Annotated in this window: 14 protein-coding genes and 1 tRNA gene; 11 read left to right on the forward strand and 4 right to left on the reverse strand. The window is 65.0% G+C overall.

What is annotated here, in order from left to right:
• Positions 1 to 31: 31 nt before the first annotated feature.
• Together AC3FKH_RS05825 and AC3FKH_RS05830 are read right to left on the reverse strand one after the other, a co-directional pair.
• Positions 32 to 955: a DMT family transporter gene (locus tag AC3FKH_RS05825; RefSeq protein ID WP_488673672.1), complete on the reverse strand. Its 924-nt coding sequence runs from the start codon at positions 953 to 955 to the stop codon at positions 32 to 34.
• A gap of 196 nt (positions 956 to 1,151) precedes the next feature.
• Positions 1,152 to 2,255: an aromatic ring-hydroxylating oxygenase subunit alpha gene (locus AC3FKH_RS05830; RefSeq protein ID WP_488673673.1), complete on the reverse strand. Its 1,104-nt coding sequence runs from the start codon at positions 2,253 to 2,255 to the stop codon at positions 1,152 to 1,154.
• A gap of 365 nt (positions 2,256 to 2,620) precedes the next feature.
• Between AC3FKH_RS05830 and AC3FKH_RS05835 the strand changes: the two genes are divergently transcribed.
• The 4 genes from AC3FKH_RS05835 to folE2 all read left to right on the forward strand — a co-directional run bounded on the left by AC3FKH_RS05835 (position 2,621) and on the right by folE2 (position 6,804).
• Positions 2,621 to 2,917, forward strand: a complete 297-nt coding sequence (locus AC3FKH_RS05835) for an exodeoxyribonuclease VII small subunit (protein WP_488673675.1) — start codon at positions 2,621 to 2,623, stop codon at positions 2,915 to 2,917.
• The gene (locus tag AC3FKH_RS05840; RefSeq protein WP_488673677.1) at positions 2,914 to 3,798 is read left to right on the forward strand and encodes a polyprenyl synthetase family protein; all 885 of its coding nucleotides are present in this window, start codon (positions 2,914 to 2,916) and stop codon (positions 3,796 to 3,798) included. The genes AC3FKH_RS05835 and AC3FKH_RS05840 overlap by 4 nt, the downstream gene beginning before the upstream one ends.
• Positions 3,799 to 3,841: 43 nt before the next feature.
• Positions 3,842 to 5,758, forward strand: coding sequence for a 1-deoxy-D-xylulose-5-phosphate synthase (dxs, locus tag AC3FKH_RS05845; RefSeq protein WP_488673679.1), 1,917 nt, complete (start codon positions 3,842 to 3,844; stop codon positions 5,756 to 5,758).
• A gap of 233 nt (positions 5,759 to 5,991) precedes the next feature.
• Complete coding sequence (gene folE2, locus AC3FKH_RS05850; RefSeq protein WP_488673681.1) at positions 5,992 to 6,804, forward strand: GTP cyclohydrolase FolE2; 813 nt, start codon at positions 5,992 to 5,994, stop codon at positions 6,802 to 6,804.
• A gap of 70 nt (positions 6,805 to 6,874) precedes the next feature.
• Here folE2 and tsaD read toward each other — a convergent pair whose 3' ends face one another.
• Positions 6,875 to 7,909 (reverse strand): tRNA (adenosine(37)-N6)-threonylcarbamoyltransferase complex transferase subunit TsaD, encoded by a 1,035-nt coding sequence (tsaD, locus tag AC3FKH_RS05855; protein ID WP_488673683.1) that lies wholly within the window; start codon positions 7,907 to 7,909, stop codon positions 6,875 to 6,877.
• A 164-nt stretch (positions 7,910 to 8,073) separates the two neighbouring features.
• Here tsaD and AC3FKH_RS05860 point away from each other — a divergent pair, with 164 nt between their 5' ends.
• From AC3FKH_RS05860 to dnaG, 3 genes are all read left to right on the forward strand, one after another.
• The gene (locus tag AC3FKH_RS05860; protein ID WP_488673685.1) at positions 8,074 to 9,324 is read left to right on the forward strand and encodes a BaiN/RdsA family NAD(P)/FAD-dependent oxidoreductase; all 1,251 of its coding nucleotides are present in this window, start codon (positions 8,074 to 8,076) and stop codon (positions 9,322 to 9,324) included.
• A gap of 226 nt (positions 9,325 to 9,550) precedes the next feature.
• Positions 9,551 to 9,997, forward strand: coding sequence for a GatB/YqeY domain-containing protein (locus AC3FKH_RS05865; protein ID WP_488673687.1), 447 nt, complete (start codon positions 9,551 to 9,553; stop codon positions 9,995 to 9,997).
• Between the two features lie 190 nt (positions 9,998 to 10,187).
• Entirely contained in the window at positions 10,188 to 12,002 is a 1,815-nt protein-coding gene (gene dnaG, locus AC3FKH_RS05870; RefSeq protein ID WP_488673689.1) for a DNA primase, read from the forward strand.
• Positions 12,003 to 12,099: 97 nt separating this feature from the next.
• On the opposite strand, the gene AC3FKH_RS05875 is transcribed toward dnaG, so the two are convergent.
• Positions 12,100 to 12,504 (reverse strand): hypothetical protein, encoded by a 405-nt coding sequence (locus AC3FKH_RS05875; RefSeq protein ID WP_488673691.1) that lies wholly within the window; start codon positions 12,502 to 12,504, stop codon positions 12,100 to 12,102.
• On the opposite strand from AC3FKH_RS05875, the gene rpoD reads away from it, so the two are divergent.
• The 4 genes from rpoD (at position 12,494) to AC3FKH_RS05895 (ending at position 16,927) form a co-directional block, all read left to right on the forward strand.
• On the forward strand, positions 12,494 to 14,764 hold the full coding sequence (gene rpoD / locus AC3FKH_RS05880) for an RNA polymerase sigma factor RpoD (RefSeq protein WP_488673693.1): 2,271 nt from the start codon (positions 12,494 to 12,496) through the stop codon (positions 14,762 to 14,764). The two genes, AC3FKH_RS05875 and rpoD, sit on opposite strands and share 11 nt — an antisense overlap.
• A 10-nt stretch (positions 14,765 to 14,774) precedes the next feature.
• Positions 14,775 to 14,853: transfer RNA gene (locus tag AC3FKH_RS05885), tRNA-Ile, on the forward strand.
• A gap of 128 nt (positions 14,854 to 14,981) precedes the next feature.
• Entirely contained in the window at positions 14,982 to 15,371 is a 390-nt protein-coding gene (locus tag AC3FKH_RS05890; protein ID WP_488673695.1) for a single-stranded DNA-binding protein, read from the forward strand.
• 206 nt (positions 15,372 to 15,577) lie between these two features.
• Entirely contained in the window at positions 15,578 to 16,927 is a 1,350-nt protein-coding gene (locus AC3FKH_RS05895) for an MFS transporter (protein ID WP_488673697.1), read from the forward strand.

Raw genomic sequence — 16,927 nt, forward strand, 5'->3', positions numbered from 1 at the left:
GCTCCTGGAGCAATGGGTGACCCCGAAAATGCTACACCTCCGGATGCACTTCCGCCTCCGGCGATTTGACCGGCGTGTCTGGCGTGGGCGTATGTCCCGCGTCCTGGCGCGCGCGGGCGAGCGTGGTGGCGATGCCGCTGGCAATGATCAGCCCCATGCCGAGCCACGAGAGCCAGTTGAGCTTGTCCGACCAGATCAGCATGCCCCAGATGCTCGAAAACACGATGCCGGCGTACTGCAGGTTGGCCGTGAGCAGCGTATTGCCGCGCTTGTAGGCGCGCGTCATGGCGGTCTGGCCGAGCGTGGCCAGGACGCCGATGGCGAGCAGCAGGCCAATGCCGTGCCAGGTGTGAGCGGTGGGGCCGGAATACAGCATCCAGACCAGCCCGACCACCAGGCCGACGGCCGAGAAGTAGAAGACGATACGGTGCTCGGGCTCGCCAAGCTGTCCGAGTTGCCGGACCTCGACATAGGCCAGCGCGGTGAACATGCCCGAGATCAGCCCGATCAGGCCGCCGGTGAGCTGGTCCTTGCCCACCGACGGCTGCAGCAGGAACAGCACGCCGGCGAAGGACATCAGGATGGCCACGATCAGCTTTTTATCGGCGGTGCCCGCGGTGCCCGCGAGCGCGGCACTGGCGCCGAGGATCAGCGCGATCCACACGGGCGACATGTAGTTCAGCGTCATCGCCGTGGCCAGCGGCAGCAGCGTGATGGACGTGAACCACAGCAACAGCGCGGTCACGCCGAACAGGCTGCGCTTGATGTGCGTCACCATGTGCGGCGTGCGCACCGACACGCCCTGCGACGCCATCAGCGCCCACATGATGGCCACCCCGATCACGCTGCGATAGAAGACGATTTCACCGGTGGTGTAGAACTCGGATGCCAGCTTGACGCCCACCCCCATCAACGAAAACGAGAAGGCGGCAAACAACATCCAGAGCGATTGCATGGCGTGGGAGGAGGGGGCGGATCGAATGGGTGCGCGACCGGGGCTTCATGGTGCGGGGCCGCGTCGCGAATCGGGGCGGTGAGGCGAGGGCCTCGACCGAGCCGCCATTGTAGCGTGCGTTGTGATGCCGCCAACGCAGAACGGACCGCCTGCGCGGTCCGTTCCTGTCTGGCTTGTGCGGTAATCGCCCGTCGGGTCAGCCCTGGTAGGCCATGGCGCGCCGGTACCACTCATGGAAGTGCTGCATGCCGTCTTCCATCGGCGACTGGTAGGGGCCAACCTCGCTGGTGCCGCGCTTCATCAGCGCCAGGCGGCCGGCATCCATGCGCTCGGCGATCTCGTCGTCCTCGATGCACGTTTCCATGTAGGCGGCGCGCTCGGCCTCGACGAACTCGCGCTCGAACAGCGTGATTTCCTCGGGGTAGTAGAACTCGACCACGTTGCGGGTCTTGCGCGGGCCCATCGGGTGCAGCGTGGAGACCACCAGCACGTTTGGGTACCACTCCACCATGATGTTGGGGTAGTACGTCAGCCAGATCGCGCCGTGCTTGGGCAGCACGCCGTTATTGAAGCGCAGGACTTCGTCGTGCCACTTCTGGTAGGTCATGCTGCCGGGCCGCTTCAGGCCGGCGTGCAGGCCCACGGTCTGCACGCTGTGCCACTCGCCGAACTCCCACTTCAGGTCGTCGCACGAGACAAAGCTGCCCAGTCCCGGGTGGAACGGCACGACGTGGTAGTCCTCCAGATAGACCTCGATAAAGGTCTTCCAGTTGTAGTTGCACTCGTGGACCTCGACGTGGTCGAGCAGGTAGCCTTCGAAGTTCAGGTCGTCGGCGACACCCAGCCGGGCAAGATCGGCGCGCACATCGCGCTTGCCGTCGAACAGCAGGCCGTTCCAGTTCTGCAGGGGCGAACGCTTCAGGTGCAGGCATGGCTGCTGGTCGAAATGTGGCGCGCCGAGCAGCTCGCCCTTCAGGTCGTAGGTCCAGCGGTGCAGCGGGCAGACGATGTTCTTCGAATTGCCCTTGCCGTTGAGCATGATGGCCTGGCGATGGCGGCAGACGTTGGACATCAGCTCCACGCCGGCCGCGTTGCGGACCAGCATGCGGCCTTCGTCCTCGGCCTTCAGCGTGTGGTAGTCGCCGACCTCCGGAACCATCAGTTCGTGGCCGACATAGCCCGGACCATTCCTGAACAGCAGTTCTAGTTCTTGTTGATGCAGCGCCTCATCGAAGTAAACATCAACGGGCAGTTGCGTATCAGCCGGCGCCAGTTGGAGCGCGGTGCTGAGATTGGACATTATCCCCACTCCCAGATAACTAGGTGAAAGCAGTGAACAACCCAACCATCGAAAAATGAATCGATTTGGGAAACTTTGTCGACCGCCTTGCGGGCCTGGCAGGGCCAGCGCGGACTGCGGCGACGAGCCGGGGATTGTACCCCGGCCAAAAAGTTAAGGGCCTGATTTTTTTGCCTTTTTAGCGAAAAAGTCGACCCGGGTCGTCTTTTGGGTGCCGTACTGGGCGCATTCGGAAAGACGACTCAAGCGCACAAGTCACATTCCGCGAAATGGTGAATGCGAGGTGACGGATTCGCCCGGCGCCGGAGTGGGGCGGGAGCCAGCTTTGGCGTAAAATCCGGCTTCCCACTGATCCAGGGCCTGACATGCCAAGAACCACGACCGATCCGGTCCCGACCGAAGACACTGCCGCGGGCTCCGCGCCGCCCGCGTCGTATGAAGCGGCGATGGCCGAACTGGAAACGCTGGTCGCCAGCATGGAAAGCGGCGAGCTGCCGCTGGAAGCGTCGCTCTCGGCGTATCGCCGCGGCGCCGAGCTGGTCCGCTATTGCCAGCAGAAACTCGAACGCGTGGAACAGCAGGTCCGGGTGCTGGAAGGCGACGTGCTGAAACCCCTGGCTGCAGACGCCAACGCCAACGCCAACGGCCTGGAGCAGGAATGACGGATTTCGCAAGCTGGATGCGGGCGCAGGGCGCCCGGACCGAGGCCGCGCTGGACCAGGCGTTGCCAAATGCCGACACCGTGCCCCAGACACTGCACGAGGCCATGCGCTATGCTGTGCTCGGCGGCGGCAAGCGCGTGCGGCCGCTGCTGGTGCATGCCGCCGGCGATGTGACGGGTGCGCGTGCCGAGGCCTGCGATGCCGCGGCCTGCGCGGTCGAAATGATCCACGCCTATTCGCTGGTGCACGACGACATGCCCTGCATGGACGACGACGACCTGCGCCGCGGGCGACCGACCGTGCACAAGGCCTATGACGAGGCCACCGCGCTGCTGGTGGGCGACGCGCTGCAGACCCAGGCCTTCATCGTGCTGGCCCAGGCGCAGGCGGTACAGCCCGAGGCGCGGCTGAAGCTCGTCGCCGAACTGGCCATGGCGTCGGGTTCGGTCGGCATGGCCGGCGGACAGGCCATCGACCTGCAGAACGTCGGCAAGGCCATGTCGCGCGAGGCGCTGGAGGCCATGCACCGCATGAAGACCGGCGCGCTGCTGCGCGCGAGCGTGCGCATGGGCGCGCTATGTGGTGAAATCGACGCCCAGGGCCTGGCGGCGCTGGACCGGTACGCCGCGGCCGTGGGATTGGCGTTTCAGGTGGTGGACGATATTCTGGACGTCACCGCCGATACCGCCACGCTGGGCAAGACCGCGGGCAAGGACGCCGCGCATGACAAGCCGACCTATGTCTCGCTGATGGGACTGGAAGCGGCGCGCGCACTGGCGGCGGAACTGCGCCAGTCGGCGCATGACGCCCTGGCCGGATTCGGCGCACGGGCGACCCGCCTGGCCGATCTGGCTGACCTGATCGTGCTGCGCACACATTGAACTGACAAGCCGGACAGCAGAAACCGGCGGCCGAACGGACATCATGACCTACGCACTGCTCAAAAAGATTGACGCCCCCGCAGACCTGCGCAAGCTGGACCGGCGCGAATTGCGGACACTGGCCGATGAACTTCGCGCCTATGTGCTGGAGTCGGTCTCGCAGACTGGCGGCCACCTTTCGTCGAATCTCGGCACGGTGGAACTGACCATCGCGCTGCATTATGTTTTCCACACCCCCGACGACCGCGTCGTCTGGGACGTGGGTCACCAGAGCTACCCGCACAAGATCCTGACCGGCCGGCGCGATCGCATGAATACGCTGCGCCAGTTCGGCGGCATCTCGGGCTTCCCGCGCCGCAGCGAAAGCGAGTACGACACCTTCGGCACGGCGCATTCGTCGACCTCGATCTCGGCCGCGCTGGGCATGGCCCTGGGCGCGCGCACGCTCGGCGAGAAGCGCGTGTCGATCGCAGTGATCGGCGACGGGGCGATGACCGCGGGCATGGCTTTCGAGGCCCTGAACAATGCCGGCGTGTACAAGGACCTGCCGCTGCTGGTGGTGCTGAACGACAACGACATGTCGATCTCGCCGCCCGTCGGCGCGCTCAACAAGCACCTGGCGCGGCTGCTGAGCGGCCAGTTCTATGCGGCCACCAAGAAGGGCATCGAGAAGGTGCTGTCGGTGGCGCCGCCGGTGCTGGAATTCGCCAAGCGTTTCGAGGAACACGCCAAGGGCATGATGGTGCCGGCGACGCTGTTCGAGGAATTCGGCTTCAACTACATCGGGCCGATCGACGGGCATGATCTCGATTCGCTCGTGCCGACGCTGCAGAACATCCGCAAGCGCGCGCTCGAAGGCGCGGGCCCAATGTTCCTTCACGTGGTGACGAAGAAGGGCCAGGGCTACAAGTTGGCAGAGGCCGATCCGATCCTCTATCACGGCCCGGGCAAGTTCAACCCGGCCGAGGGCATCCGCCCGGCCGCCAAGCCGGCGCGCAAGACCTATACGCAGGTTTTCGGCGAATGGCTGTGCGACATGGCCGCCGCCGACAAGCGCCTGGTCGGCATTACGCCGGCGATGCGCGAGGGCTCGGGCATGGTCGAGTTCGAGAAGCGCTTCCCGGAGCGCTACTACGACGTCGGCATCGCCGAACAGCACGCGGTGACGTTCGCGGGTGGCATGGCCTGCGAAGGCCTGAAGCCAGTCGTGGCGATCTACTCGACGTTCCTGCAGCGTGGCTATGACCAGCTGATCCACGACGTGGCGCTGCAGAACCTGCCGGTGGTGTTCGCGCTGGACCGCGCGGGCCTCGTCGGTGCCGACGGCGCCACGCACGCCGGTGCCTACGATATTCCCTACCTGCGCTGCATCCCCAACATGATGGTGATGACGCCGTCCGACGAGAACGAGTGCCGCCAGTTGTTGACGACCGCGTTCCACCAGAATTGCCCGACCGCCGTGCGCTATCCGCGCGGCGCTGGCCAGGGCGTGGCCACCGAGGCTGCGCTGAAGGACCTGCCGGTGGGCAAGGGCGTGATGCGCCGCATCGGCGGCGCACGCGCGGGCCAGCGCGTGGCGCTGCTGGGCTTCGGCTCGATGGTGCACCCGGCGCTCGGCGCCGCGCAGGCGCTGGACGCATCGGTGGCCGACATGCGTTTCGTCAAGCCGCTCGATGTCGAACTGGTCAAGCGCCTGGCCCAGGAGCACGACTACCTGGTAACGGTGGAAGAGGGCAGCATCATGGGCGGCGCCGGCAGCGCCGTGCTCGAGGCGCTGGCCGAGGCCGGCATCGATATCCCGGTGCTGGTGCTGGGCCTGCCCGACCGCTTCATCGACCATGGCGACCCGGCCCTGCTGCTGTCGCAGTGCGGGCTCGATGCCGCCGGCATCGAACGCTCGGTGCGCGAACGCTTCGGCATTGGCCAGGCGCCCGTCGCGATCGCTTCGCGCGTGGCCTGACACGGCCGGGCGCGCTGATCACCCGTACGATCTGTAAGGGTACGGAGCCGCTTCCGGCGGCTCCGTGTGAATTCCCTTAAACTCCCGTTTTTTGTGTTCGCAGCTGCGGGTCGGCTTGAATTTTGCCGGCGCCGTGGTTTCACACTCGTTGCGCGGCATGGATGGACTGCGAAAATGCCGCGACCGTAAGGACTTGCGCCACCCCCCTGGTGTGGTCCTGGAGGAAACCGTAGATGAATGACATCAATCCCGCCTTCGTGATGCCCGACGTCCAGTCGAGCCGTGACACCCGCCAGATCCCCATCCAGCGTGTCGGGGTCAAGGGCGTGCGCTATCCGGTCTCGCTGAAGACGCCGGCCGGCGTGGTCCCGAGCGTGGGCACCTTCAACCTCGACGTGCATTTGCCGGCCGAGGTCAAGGGCACGCATATGTCGCGCTTCGTCGCGCTGCTGGAAGAAGAGCGCGCGCCGCTGGAACTGGCAAGCTTCCGCCTGCTGCTCGACAAGATGCTCGAGAAACTCGAAGCCGAAGCCGGCCGCATCGAGGTCACGTTCCCCTACTTCATCAGCAAGATCGCGCCCGTGTCGGGCGTGGAGTCGCTGATGGACTACGAGGTCACGCTGACCGGCGAGATCCGCAACGGCGTGACGCGCGTGTTCCTGAAGGCGCTGGTGCCGGTGACCAGCCTGTGCCCGTGCTCGAAGAAGATCTCGCAGTACGGCGCGCACAACCAGCGTTCGCACATCACGATGAACGTGGAACTGGCGAGCGAACTGCCGGTGGAGGCGCTGGTGCGCATGGCCGAGGAAGAGGCCTCGTGCGAGCTGTGGGGCCTGCTCAAGCGTCCCGACGAGAAGTTCGTGACCGAGCGCGCCTACGAGAATCCCAAGTTCGTGGAAGACCTGGTGCGCGACATTGCCATGCGTCTCAATGCGGATGATCGCATCGTGGCCTACGTGCTCGAGGCCGAAAACTTCGAGTCGATCCACAACCACAGCGCCTATGCGGTGATCGAGCGCGACAAGCGGCTGGAACCGACGGCGTAAGCCCGTCTCGATCCAAACAAAAAGGCCACCTTTCGCGGTGGCCTTTTTGTTTCCTGAGCAGGCAGCCCGTTCAGGCCGCAGAAGGCAGGCGGATATCCGACAGGTCCCAGCGCGGCGTCACGCCATAGCCGTAGCTGCGCTGCGCGAGCTGCGGCGCGGCCTGCAGCCGCATGGCGCCGGCGAAGGCGATCATTGCGCCGTTGTCGGTGCAGAAGGCCAGGTCCGGGTAGTAGACGTCGATCTTGCGCTGCTTGCCAAGCTGGTTCAGGCGTTCGCGCAACTGGCGATTGGCGCCGACGCCGCCGGCTACCACCAGCCGCTTGTGGCCGGTCTGCTTGAGCGCCGTGAAGGACTTGGCGGCCAGTACATCGACGATGGCGTCGACGAAGGACCGAGCCAGGTTGGCGCGGTCCTGCTCGCAGGTATTGGCCAGCTTGCGCGTCTGCGTCAGCACGGCGGTCTTGAGGCCGGCAAACGAGAAATCGAGGTTGCCCGAATGCAGCATCGGCCGCGGCAGCTCGAACGCGCCGGGCGTGCCGAATTCGGCCAGGCGCGAGACCTCGGGGCCGCCGGGATAGCCCAGGCCCAGCAGCTTGGCGGTCTTGTCGAATGCTTCGCCGGCAGCGTCGTCGAGGGTTTCGCCGAGCAGGGCATAGTCGCCGACGCCTTTCACTTCCATCAGTTGGGTATGGCCGCCGGAAACCAGCAGCGCCACGAACGGGAACGGCGGCGGCTCTGGCGTGAGCAGCGGCGACAGCAGGTGGCCTTCGAGATGATGCACGCCGATCATCGGCACGTTCAACGCGAAGCCCAGTGCATTGGCGACCGAGGCGCCGACCAGCAGCGCGCCGGCCAGCCCCGGGCCCTGCGTGAAGGCAATGGCATCGATGTCGGCGCGGCTGCGGCCGGCATCGTCCAGCACCTGCTGCAGCAGCGGCAGTACGCGGCGGATATGGTCGCGCGAAGCGAGTTCGGGGACCACGCCGCCGTACTCGCGGTGCATGGCAATCTGCGAATGCAGGGCGTGGGCGAGCAGGCCGGCTTCGGTGTCGTAGAGGGCGAGGCCGGTTTCGTCGCAGGAGGATTCGATGCCGAGGACAAGCATGGGGAGCGGTGCGGCGATCCGATCCGGTCGGGAACCGAACGAAACCGCCGTCAAAACAACGGGTTGCGTGAAGCCTTGCAGGGTAGCACACCGGCGCCCGGCCCGCTTTTCGCTACAATCTGCGCTTTCCTGCGTGGCAGGGTCTGGATTTGGCGAGGAATGGGATGAGCGGTTCGGCGGGCTTGCAGGCGGGCCGGTATGACGTGGCCGTGCTGGGCGCTGGCGCGGCCGGCATGATGTGTGCCGCCGTGGCGGGCCAGGGCGGCGCGCGCGTGGTGCTGATCGACCACGCCACGCGGCTGGCCGAGAAGATCCGCATTTCGGGCGGCGGCCGCTGCAATTTCACCAACCTGCAGGCGGGGCCGGCCAACTATCTCTCGGCCAATCCGCACTTCTGCCGCTCGGCGCTGGCGCGCTACACGCCGCAGCACTTCCTTGACCTGATGCGGCGCTACCGTATCGACTGGCACGAGAAGCACCGCGGCCAGCTGTTCTGCAATGACAGCGCCGAAGACGTCATCGCCATGCTGCGCGCCGAGTGCGATGCCGGCCATGTGCGCTGGCAGACCGGCTGCAGCATCGCCGAGGTCCGGCGTGAGGGGGACGACTACTTGCTGCTGACCTCGCAGGGGACCGTGCGGGCGGCCGCTATCGTGGTGGCCACCGGCGGCCTGTCGATCCCCAAGATCGGCGCCACCGACATTGGCTATCGCATTGCGCGCCAGTTCGGGCTGAAGGTCGTGGAGACCCGGCCGGCGCTGGTGCCGCTGACCTTCGATGGCCAGGCCTGGCAGCCGTTTGTGCCGCTGGCCGGGGTGTCGCTCGAAGTGGATGTCTCCACCGGCTCGGGCAAGACCGCCGGCGCTTTCCGCGAAGACCTGCTGTGGACGCACCGCGGACTGTCCGGTCCGGCTGTGCTGCAGATTTCAAGCTTCTGGCAGCCGGGAACGCCCATCAAGATCGACCTGTTCGACGGCGACGATGCCGCCGACTGGCTGCTGGAGCACAAGGCGGGCAGCCGCAAGCACCTGGCGAACCTGCTGGGTCAGCGCCTGCCGGCCCGCCTTGCGGATGCGTGGTGCACGGCGGCTGGCGTGGACGGCGGCCTGCCGCTGCACGACATTGCCGACAAGGCGCTGCGGCGGCTTGGCGCAGCGCTGAACGACTGGCGCGTGGTGCCGTCCGGCACCGAAGGGTATCGCAAGGCCGAAGTGACGCTGGGCGGGGTGGATACGCGCGGCCTGTCTTCCGCCACCATGATGGCGCGGGACGTTCCGGGCCTGTATTTCATCGGCGAAGTCGTCGATGTGACCGGCTGGCTGGGCGGCTACAACTTCCAGTGGGCCTGGGCTTCGGCCGTCGCAGCCGGACAGGCACTGGCCGAGACGGCGAATAACCGGCGCGCCATCGCTTAAGTGAGGTGTTTAGATCACATTTTCCGCCGCTGAGGCGTGGTGCTACAATCGGCAACTCTGCATAACTGGCCCTGCGACAAGCACATTGGTAGCCAGGTGCTGCCCAACATTGCTGTACTGACGGCGCCCGCCTTTGCGCGCAGGCCCGCTGTGGCCAGGCCGCGGCGGGTTTTTGCGTTTCTGGCTTGCCGCAGCCGGCCCGCCAACCCGTTTCCGGAAGATCACGATGTCCCTCAAAGCCCGAATCAGCGACGACATGAAGGCCGCCATGCGCGCCCGCGAAACCGAGCGCCTCGGCACCATCCGCCTGCTGCTGGCCGCGATCAAGCAGCGCGAAGTCGACGAGCGCATCGAGCTGGACGACACCGCCGTGCTCGCCGTTGTGGACAAGATGCTCAAGCAGCGCAAGGACTCCATCACCCAGTTCCAGCAGGCTGGCCGTGACGACCTGGTGCAGAAGGAACAGGCCGAGGTCGATGTGCTCAAGGTCTATATGCCGGCCGCGCTTTCCGATGCCGAGATAGCCGCCGAAGTCCAGCAAGCCGTGGCCGATACCGGCGCCGCCGGTCCGCAGGACATGGGCAAGGTCATGGGCGTGCTCAAGCCCAAGCTTGCGGGCCGTGCCGACATGACCGCCGTCTCGGCGCTGGTCAAGGCGGCGCTAACCAAGTAAGCATTTGACCCGGTAGTTCGAAGATTGCCGGCAGATAGTTGGATATGGCCGGTGATGCAGATAGTGCGGGTGCGATGTCGCGCTTACACTACAATGATTCGATAGCAGCCGGGCGCATTTCCGGTCACACATTTTCAAAAAAGCGGCTGCCCGGCCACGGGACGGCCATGCCATCAGGACGGTCAGTCGGGTGATTCCGCAATCCTTCATTCAGGACCTGCTCAACCGTGTCGACATTGTCGATGTGGTGGGCAAGTATGTGCAGCTGAAGAAGGGCGGCGCCAATTTCATGGGGCTGTGCCCGTTTCATAACGAGAAGTCGCCGTCGTTCACGGTATCGCCGACCAAACAGTTCTATCACTGCTTTGGATGCGGTGCGCATGGCTCGGCTATCGGTTTCCTGATGGAGTATTCCGGGCAGTCTTATCCGGAAGCGGTGCGTGAGCTTTCCCAGTCGGTCGGCATGACGGTGCCCGAGGAGCGCGATCGCCTGCCGCCAGGACAGCGTGCGGAACAGCAGGCGCGCTCGGTCGCGCTGTCGGATGCCATGACGCGCGCCACCGATTTTTATCGCCGCCAGTTGCGCGGTGCGCCGCAAGCCATCCAATACCTGAAAGGGCGCGGCCTGACGGGCGAGATCGCGGCCAGTTTCGGCCTGGGCTATGCGCCGGATGACTGGCAGGGCCTGGAAGCGGTGTTTGGCAGCTACCGTGATGACGTGATCGCCGCGCCGCTCGTGGAAGCCGGCCTGCTGATCGAGAGTAGCGAAAAGCGCGATGCGGACGGCAAGCCGCGCCGCTATGACCGTTTCCGCGACCGCATCATGTTCCCCATCCGCAACACCAAAGGCGCCGTCATTGGCTTCGGCGGGCGCGTCATGGGCCAGGGCGAACCCAAATACCTCAATTCACCCGAGACGCCGCTGTTCAGCAAGGGCACCGAGTTGTACGGCTTGTTCGAAGCGCGGCACGCGATTCGGGAAACCGGCTACGTCCTGGTGGTCGAAGGGTATATGGACGTGGTGGCGCTGGCGCAGCTCGGGTTTGCCAATGCCGTGGCGACGCTCGGCACGGCGTGTACGCCCGTGCACGTGCAGAAGCTGTTGCGGCAGACCGATTCCGTGGTGTTTTCGTTCGACGGGGACGCGGCGGGCCGCCGTGCTGCCCGTCGTGGACTGGAAGCCTGCTTGCCGCATGTGGCGGATAACAAGTCCATTCGCTTCCTGTTCCTGCCGGCCGAGCACGACCCGGACAGCTATGTGCGCGAAGAGGGCACCGAGGCGTTCGCGGCGCAGGTGCGCGATGCCATGCCGCTGTCGCGCTTCCTGCTGCAGTCGGTGACGGAAGAACTCGACCTGCGCCAGCCGGAAGGCCGCGCCCGCGCGCAGTATGAGGCCAAGCCGCTGCTGCAGGCCATGCCGGCTGGCGGGCTGCGGCTACAGATTATCCGCGAACTTGCCGATGCTACCGGTACGACGCCCGCCGAAATCGAGGCGCTCTGCGGCCTGCGCAGCGACCCGGCCCGGGCTGGGCGCTTTGCCCAGCCGCGTCCGCGTACCCGGCGCCAGGCGCCGACGGGTCTGGAGCAGCGCGTATTGCAATTGTTGATGTGCTATCCGTCATTATCGACACGACTGGACGAGGACAGTCGTGCACTTCTGTTAGATTCGGAGGGTGGCGAAGCCGACGTTCTCGCGCACCTGGTCGCCGCCTGCGACGAGGTGGAGGGTCAGGTGAATTTCGCGGCGTTCAGCGAGCATCTGGCGCAATCGCCGTATGCAGAGGCGTACGCGGCAGCGCGTACCGCGGTGTTGCGCGAGGAGATCGAAGAAGAGCCGGCGACACAGGAATTCGACGCCGCCGTTACCAAACTGCTCGCTGAACCGTTGAATCGTGAGTTGGAACGGCTTCAGGCCGCCGTGATCGCGGGCACGGCCGACGAGGCAGCCAAGGAACGCATGCGCTGGCTGGTTGGCGAAGTCCATCGCCGCAGGCGGCTTGGCTAGTGCACAGATACGCACAATCGCTGGTGCATTGGGAGGTGGCGCCAACGACGAGGTAAAGGGGAAAGCCATCGCGGTGTTGAGCTTAACCCTTGATTTTTCAGGTGAAACCCATACCTGACAGGAAGCTGGCTATCTGTGGCGTGCTACAATAGCCGGTTTGGATTGCGAAATCTTTCTCTCCATATCTGGTGAAAGTGAGCGTGCCAATGGCAAAGGCCAAAGCAACCGAAAAGGTTTCCGTAAAGGCTCCCCAATCCGGGAGCGGCAAGGCGTCTGTGAAATCCGCGGCGGCGAAAACATCGACCGCCCCTGTCAAGACGCCAGCCCGGTCTGCGCCATCAAAGTCCGCGCGAGGCGCTGAATCGCCCGCCGAGACCACTGCCACCAGAAATCGCACACCTGAAACGACAAAGGCCTCGACTTCGGCACGCGAGAGCGGCAAGAGCGCCAAGAGCGCCAGTACCAGCGGCAAGGTCGCCGCATCTGCACCAGTGAAAGGCAAGAGTATCACCGTGGCGAAACAGCAGAATACCGAAGTCGAGAGCAAACAGCCGGTCGCCGCCGGTGCCAGGAGCGCGAGCGCCAAGGCAGGCGCTGCTACGCCGGCGCCGAAGGCACGCGCGGCATCTCCTGCAGCCGTTGCATCCGAGCGTCCCGCAGCGCCGGCCAGCAAGCCCGAGCCGAAAAAGCGCGGCCGCAAGCCCAAGGCCGAGATGCAGCACGATGACAGCGCGACGGGTGACGTGACCGATGAGTTCGACGAGAACGAGACCCGCACTGCGACGCCTGCCGCGGCACCGAAGTCCGAAAAGCAGAAAGCCAAGGACCGCAAGGCCAAGGAAAAGGCGCTGCTCAAGGAGTTCGCCTCGACCCGGCAGGGCACCGAGGAAGAGCTCGAGCTGCGCCGCCAGAAGCTCAAGGCGCTGATCAAGCTCGGCAAGTCGCGCGGCTATCTCACGTACGCCGAGATCAACGATCACCTGCCGGACGACATGGTCGATTCGGAGACGATCGACACGCTCGTCGCCACCCTGAACGACATCGGCATCGCCGTGTACGAGCAGGCGCCGGACGCCGAAACGCTGCTGTTGAACGACAACGCCCCGTCGGCCACCAGCGAGGAGGAGGCTGAAGAAGAAGCCGAAGCGGCGCTATCGACGGTGGACTCCGAATTCGGCCGCACCACGGACCCCGTGCGCATGTACATGCGTGAAATGGGTACGGTGGAGCTGCTGACGCGTGAAGGCGAAATCGTGATCGCCAAGCGTATCGAGGCGGGCCTGAAGGACATGGTGATGGCCATTTCCGCCTGCCCGGTCACCATCTCGGAGATCCTGGCCAATGCCGAGCGCGTCGCCAGCGACGAGATCAAGATCGACGAGTTCGTCGATGGCCTGATCGACCCGAACGCCGACGACGTGGCGCAAGACGCTGCCGGCGCGTCGGCGGCGGACGAGGAAGAGCTGGAGTCGGAAGACGAAGAGGAATCCGACGAGGAAGACGAGGACGACGACGCTGCCGGCGCCGGTGCTTCGGCGCGCCAGCTCGAAGAGCTGAAGCTCTCCGCGCTCGAGAAATTCCGCGTGATCGCCGAGCAGTTCGACAAGATGCGCCGCGCCTTCGAAAAGGAAGGCTACAAGTCCAAGCCTTACGTCAAGGCGCAGGAAGCCATCCAGTCCGAGCTGATGGGCATCCGCTTCACCGCGCGCAGCGTCGAACGGCTGTGCGACACGCTGCGCGGCCAGGTGGACGAAGTGCGCAAGCTCGAACGCGCCATCCTGAACAACGTGGTGGACAAGTGCGGCATGCCGCGCGCGGATTTCGTCGCCCGCTTCCCGGGCAACGAGACCAACCTCGAGTGGATCCACACGGTGATCGCCGACGGCAAGCCGTATAGCACCATCGTCGAGCGCAATGTGCCGGCCGTGCATGAACTGCAGCAGAAGCTGATCGACCTGCAGGCGCGCGTGGTACTGCCGCTCAAGGAACTCAAGGGCGTCAACCGCAAGATGGCCGAGGGCGAGAAGCGCGCGCGCGAAGCCAAGCGCGAGATGACCGAGGCCAACCTGCGCCTGGTGATCTCGATCGCCAAGAAGTACACCAACCGCGGCCTGCAGTTCCTCGACCTGATCCAGGAAGGCAACATTGGCCTGATGAAGGCGGTGGACAAGTTCGAATACCGCCGCGGCTACAAGTTCTCCACGTACGCGACGTGGTGGATCCGCCAGGCCATCACGCGCTCGATCGCCGACCAGGCGCGCACCATCCGTATCCCGGTGCATATGATCGAGACGATCAACAAGATGAACCGCATCTCGCGCCAGATCCTGCAGGAAACCGGCAATGAGCCGGATCCGGCAACGCTGGCCGAGAAGATGGAGATGCCGGAAGACAAGATCCGCAAGATCATGAAGATCGCCAAGGAGCCGATCTCCATGGAAACGCCGATCGGTGACGACGACGACTCCCATCTGGGCGACTTCATTGAAGACACCAACACGCTGGCTCCGGCCGAAGCGGCGCTGCACGGCTCCATGCGCGGCGTCGTCAAGGACGTGCTGGATTCGCTCACGCCGCGCGAAGCCAAGGTGCTGCGCATGCGCTTCGGCATTGAAATGAGCACCGATCACACGCTGGAAGAAGTCGGCAAACAGTTCGATGTCACGCGTGAACGGATCCGCCAGATAGAAGCCAAGGCACTAAGAAAGCTGCGCCACCCGAGCCGCTCTGATAAGCTCAAGAGTTTCCTGGAAGGCAGTTAAACGCTTCCAAGGGCCTCTAGCTCATGCCTGGTTAGAGCAGCGGACTCATAATCCGTTGGTGCCGTGTTCGACTCACGGGAGGCCCACCAATTGCCACAAGGGGTTGCGGAAATTGTCCGCAACCCCTTTGTTTTTGGCTCGGCGGGACACTTCGCCAGAATCAGCGTCACCACCGGCGAGCCGAAACGCCCTCCACGTACCACCAAAGAGTCCCCAAATGATTGATGCCCTGATCTCAGGAAAGCTGCACGGCCAGCCGGCCGAGCGCACCGGCAATGGCGGTCACCGCTTCGTCACCGCCAGGGTACGCGCTGCGGCGGGTGACGGCGAAGCCGTGATCGTGAACGTGATCACGTTTACGCATAGCGTAGGAGATGCGCTGCTGGCTCTGCAGGACGGCGACAGCGTGTCGCTGTCCGGTGCGGTGACGCCTAAAGTCTGGACGGACAAGAACGGCCAGGTACGTCCCGCGCTCGACCTGGTGGCGCATGCCGTGCTGACGCCCTACCACGTCAAGCACAAGCGCGATGCAATGGACGGCGAGCCGACATCGCGCCGTGCTACGCCAGCGGACTCAGGCGGGTTCGATGACGATGTCCCGCGGTAACGGCGCGTGCAGGCAGAAGTCTCCTTTTTCGCGTGCGATGATTCATACCGGCTCTAACCGACCCATGCGCTACGCGCATGCCCACATGCAGAGATATCGCTAACGCTTGCTGCGCCCGTTCTCCTAACATCGCCTCACCATCTGCCAGCCGGTCGTGCGTTGCATCCGCCACGAGCCGCGGCCAGTGGCTACCGATGAGGAGACCCATGCACAACAGCGCCGCGCCCACGAGCGCCACAGCCACCTATTCGCCGACAGGGCGGGCCATGTCCGAACCCGTGATCGAGCCGGTCATCGAGCCCGCCCAGCGGCGGCGCGCCATCATCGCAACGGTGATCGGCAATGGCCTGGAGTGGTTTGACTTTACCGTCTACAGCTTCTTCGCGATCATCATCGCGAAGCTGTTCTTTCCCACCGGCAATGACCTCAGCTCGCTGCTGCTGGCCGTGGCCACCTTCGGCGTGGGCTTCTTCATGCGGCCGGTCGGCGGCATTGTGCTCGGCATCTATGCCGACCGTGTCGGCCGCAAGGCCGCGCTGTCGATGACCATCCTGCTGATGGCGCTGGGCACCACGCTGATCGGCATCGCGCCGACCTACCAGCAAGTGGGGATCTTCGCGCCGCTGCTGATCGTGGTGGCGCGCCTGCTGCAGGGCTTCTCCGCCGGCGGCGAGATGGGCGGCGCCACGGCCTTCCTGACCGAATACGCGCCCGAGCGCGAGCGCGCTTACTACTCGAGCTGGATACAGGCGAGCATCGGCGTGGCCGTGCTGCTCGGCGCAGCGGTCGGCACCTTCGTCACGCGTTCGCTGAGCCCCGAAGCGCTCAACAGCTGGGGCTGGCGCCTGCCATTCCTGCTCGGCATCGTGATCGGCCCCGTGGGCTACTACATCCGCCACCATCTCGACGAGACCCCTACCTTCCGCGAAACCACCGAACGCGCCGACTCGCCGCTGAAGGAGGTGTTCCAGGCTTACCCGCGCGAAACGTTCGCCAGCTTCTCTATGGTGATTCTGTGGACGGTGTGCACCTATGTGCTGCTGTTCTACATGCCGACCTATGCCGTCAAGGTGCTCAGCGTGCCGCAGTCGGACGGCTTTATCGCCGGCATGGTGGGCGGCTGCACCATCATGCTGTTTGCGCCGCTGGTCGGCAGGCTGGCTGACCGCGTCGGCCGCCGCGTGCTGCTGAGCGGATCGGCGCTGCTGATCCTGGTGCTGGCGTGGCCGATGTTCGCGTACATCAACCATGTCCCCGGGCTGCTGTCGCTGCTGGTGTTCCAGCTGGTGTTCGGCATCCTGATCGCTGCCTATACCGGCCCGATCCTGGCCGCGTTCTCCGAACTGTTCCCGGCGCGCGTGCTTTCGACCGGCCTGTCTGTCGCCTACAACTTCGCGGTGACGATCTTCGGCGGCTTTGCGTCGTTCATCATCACCTGGCTGATTGCCACCACAGGCAGCAGCATGGCGCCGGCGATCTACGTCATGATCGCGGCCGCCATCAGCCTGGCCGGCACGCGCTTTGTCCGCGAACCCGCTTACTTGCAACAACGCTGA

It is taken from the genome of Cupriavidus sp. 21MJTG02-4 (genome assembly GCF_057798975.1).

Bases quoted from the DNA above. Each gene is read 5' to 3' on its own strand.
- tsaD (WP_488673683.1), bottom strand. From the start codon at position 7,909: ATGCTTGTCCTCGGCATCGAATCCTCCTGCGACGAAACCGGCCTCGCC.
- dxs (WP_488673679.1), top strand. From the start codon at position 3,842: ATGACCTACGCACTGCTCAAAAAGATTGACGCCCCCGCAGACCTGCGC.
- AC3FKH_RS05895 (WP_488673697.1), top strand. From the start codon at position 15,578: ATGCACAACAGCGCCGCGCCCACGAGCGCCACAGCCACCTATTCGCCG.
- AC3FKH_RS05825 (WP_488673672.1), bottom strand. From the start codon at position 955: ATGCAATCGCTCTGGATGTTGTTTGCCGCCTTCTCGTTTTCGTTGATG.
- folE2 (WP_488673681.1), top strand. From the start codon at position 5,992: ATGAATGACATCAATCCCGCCTTCGTGATGCCCGACGTCCAGTCGAGC.
- AC3FKH_RS05830 (WP_488673673.1), bottom strand. From the start codon at position 2,255: ATGTCCAATCTCAGCACCGCGCTCCAACTGGCGCCGGCTGATACGCAA.
- AC3FKH_RS05865 (WP_488673687.1), top strand. From the start codon at position 9,551: ATGTCCCTCAAAGCCCGAATCAGCGACGACATGAAGGCCGCCATGCGC.
- AC3FKH_RS05840 (WP_488673677.1), top strand. From the start codon at position 2,914: ATGACGGATTTCGCAAGCTGGATGCGGGCGCAGGGCGCCCGGACCGAG.
- AC3FKH_RS05860 (WP_488673685.1), top strand. From the start codon at position 8,074: ATGAGCGGTTCGGCGGGCTTGCAGGCGGGCCGGTATGACGTGGCCGTG.
- AC3FKH_RS05835 (WP_488673675.1), top strand. From the start codon at position 2,621: ATGCCAAGAACCACGACCGATCCGGTCCCGACCGAAGACACTGCCGCG.
- AC3FKH_RS05890 (WP_488673695.1), top strand. From the start codon at position 14,982: ATGATTGATGCCCTGATCTCAGGAAAGCTGCACGGCCAGCCGGCCGAG.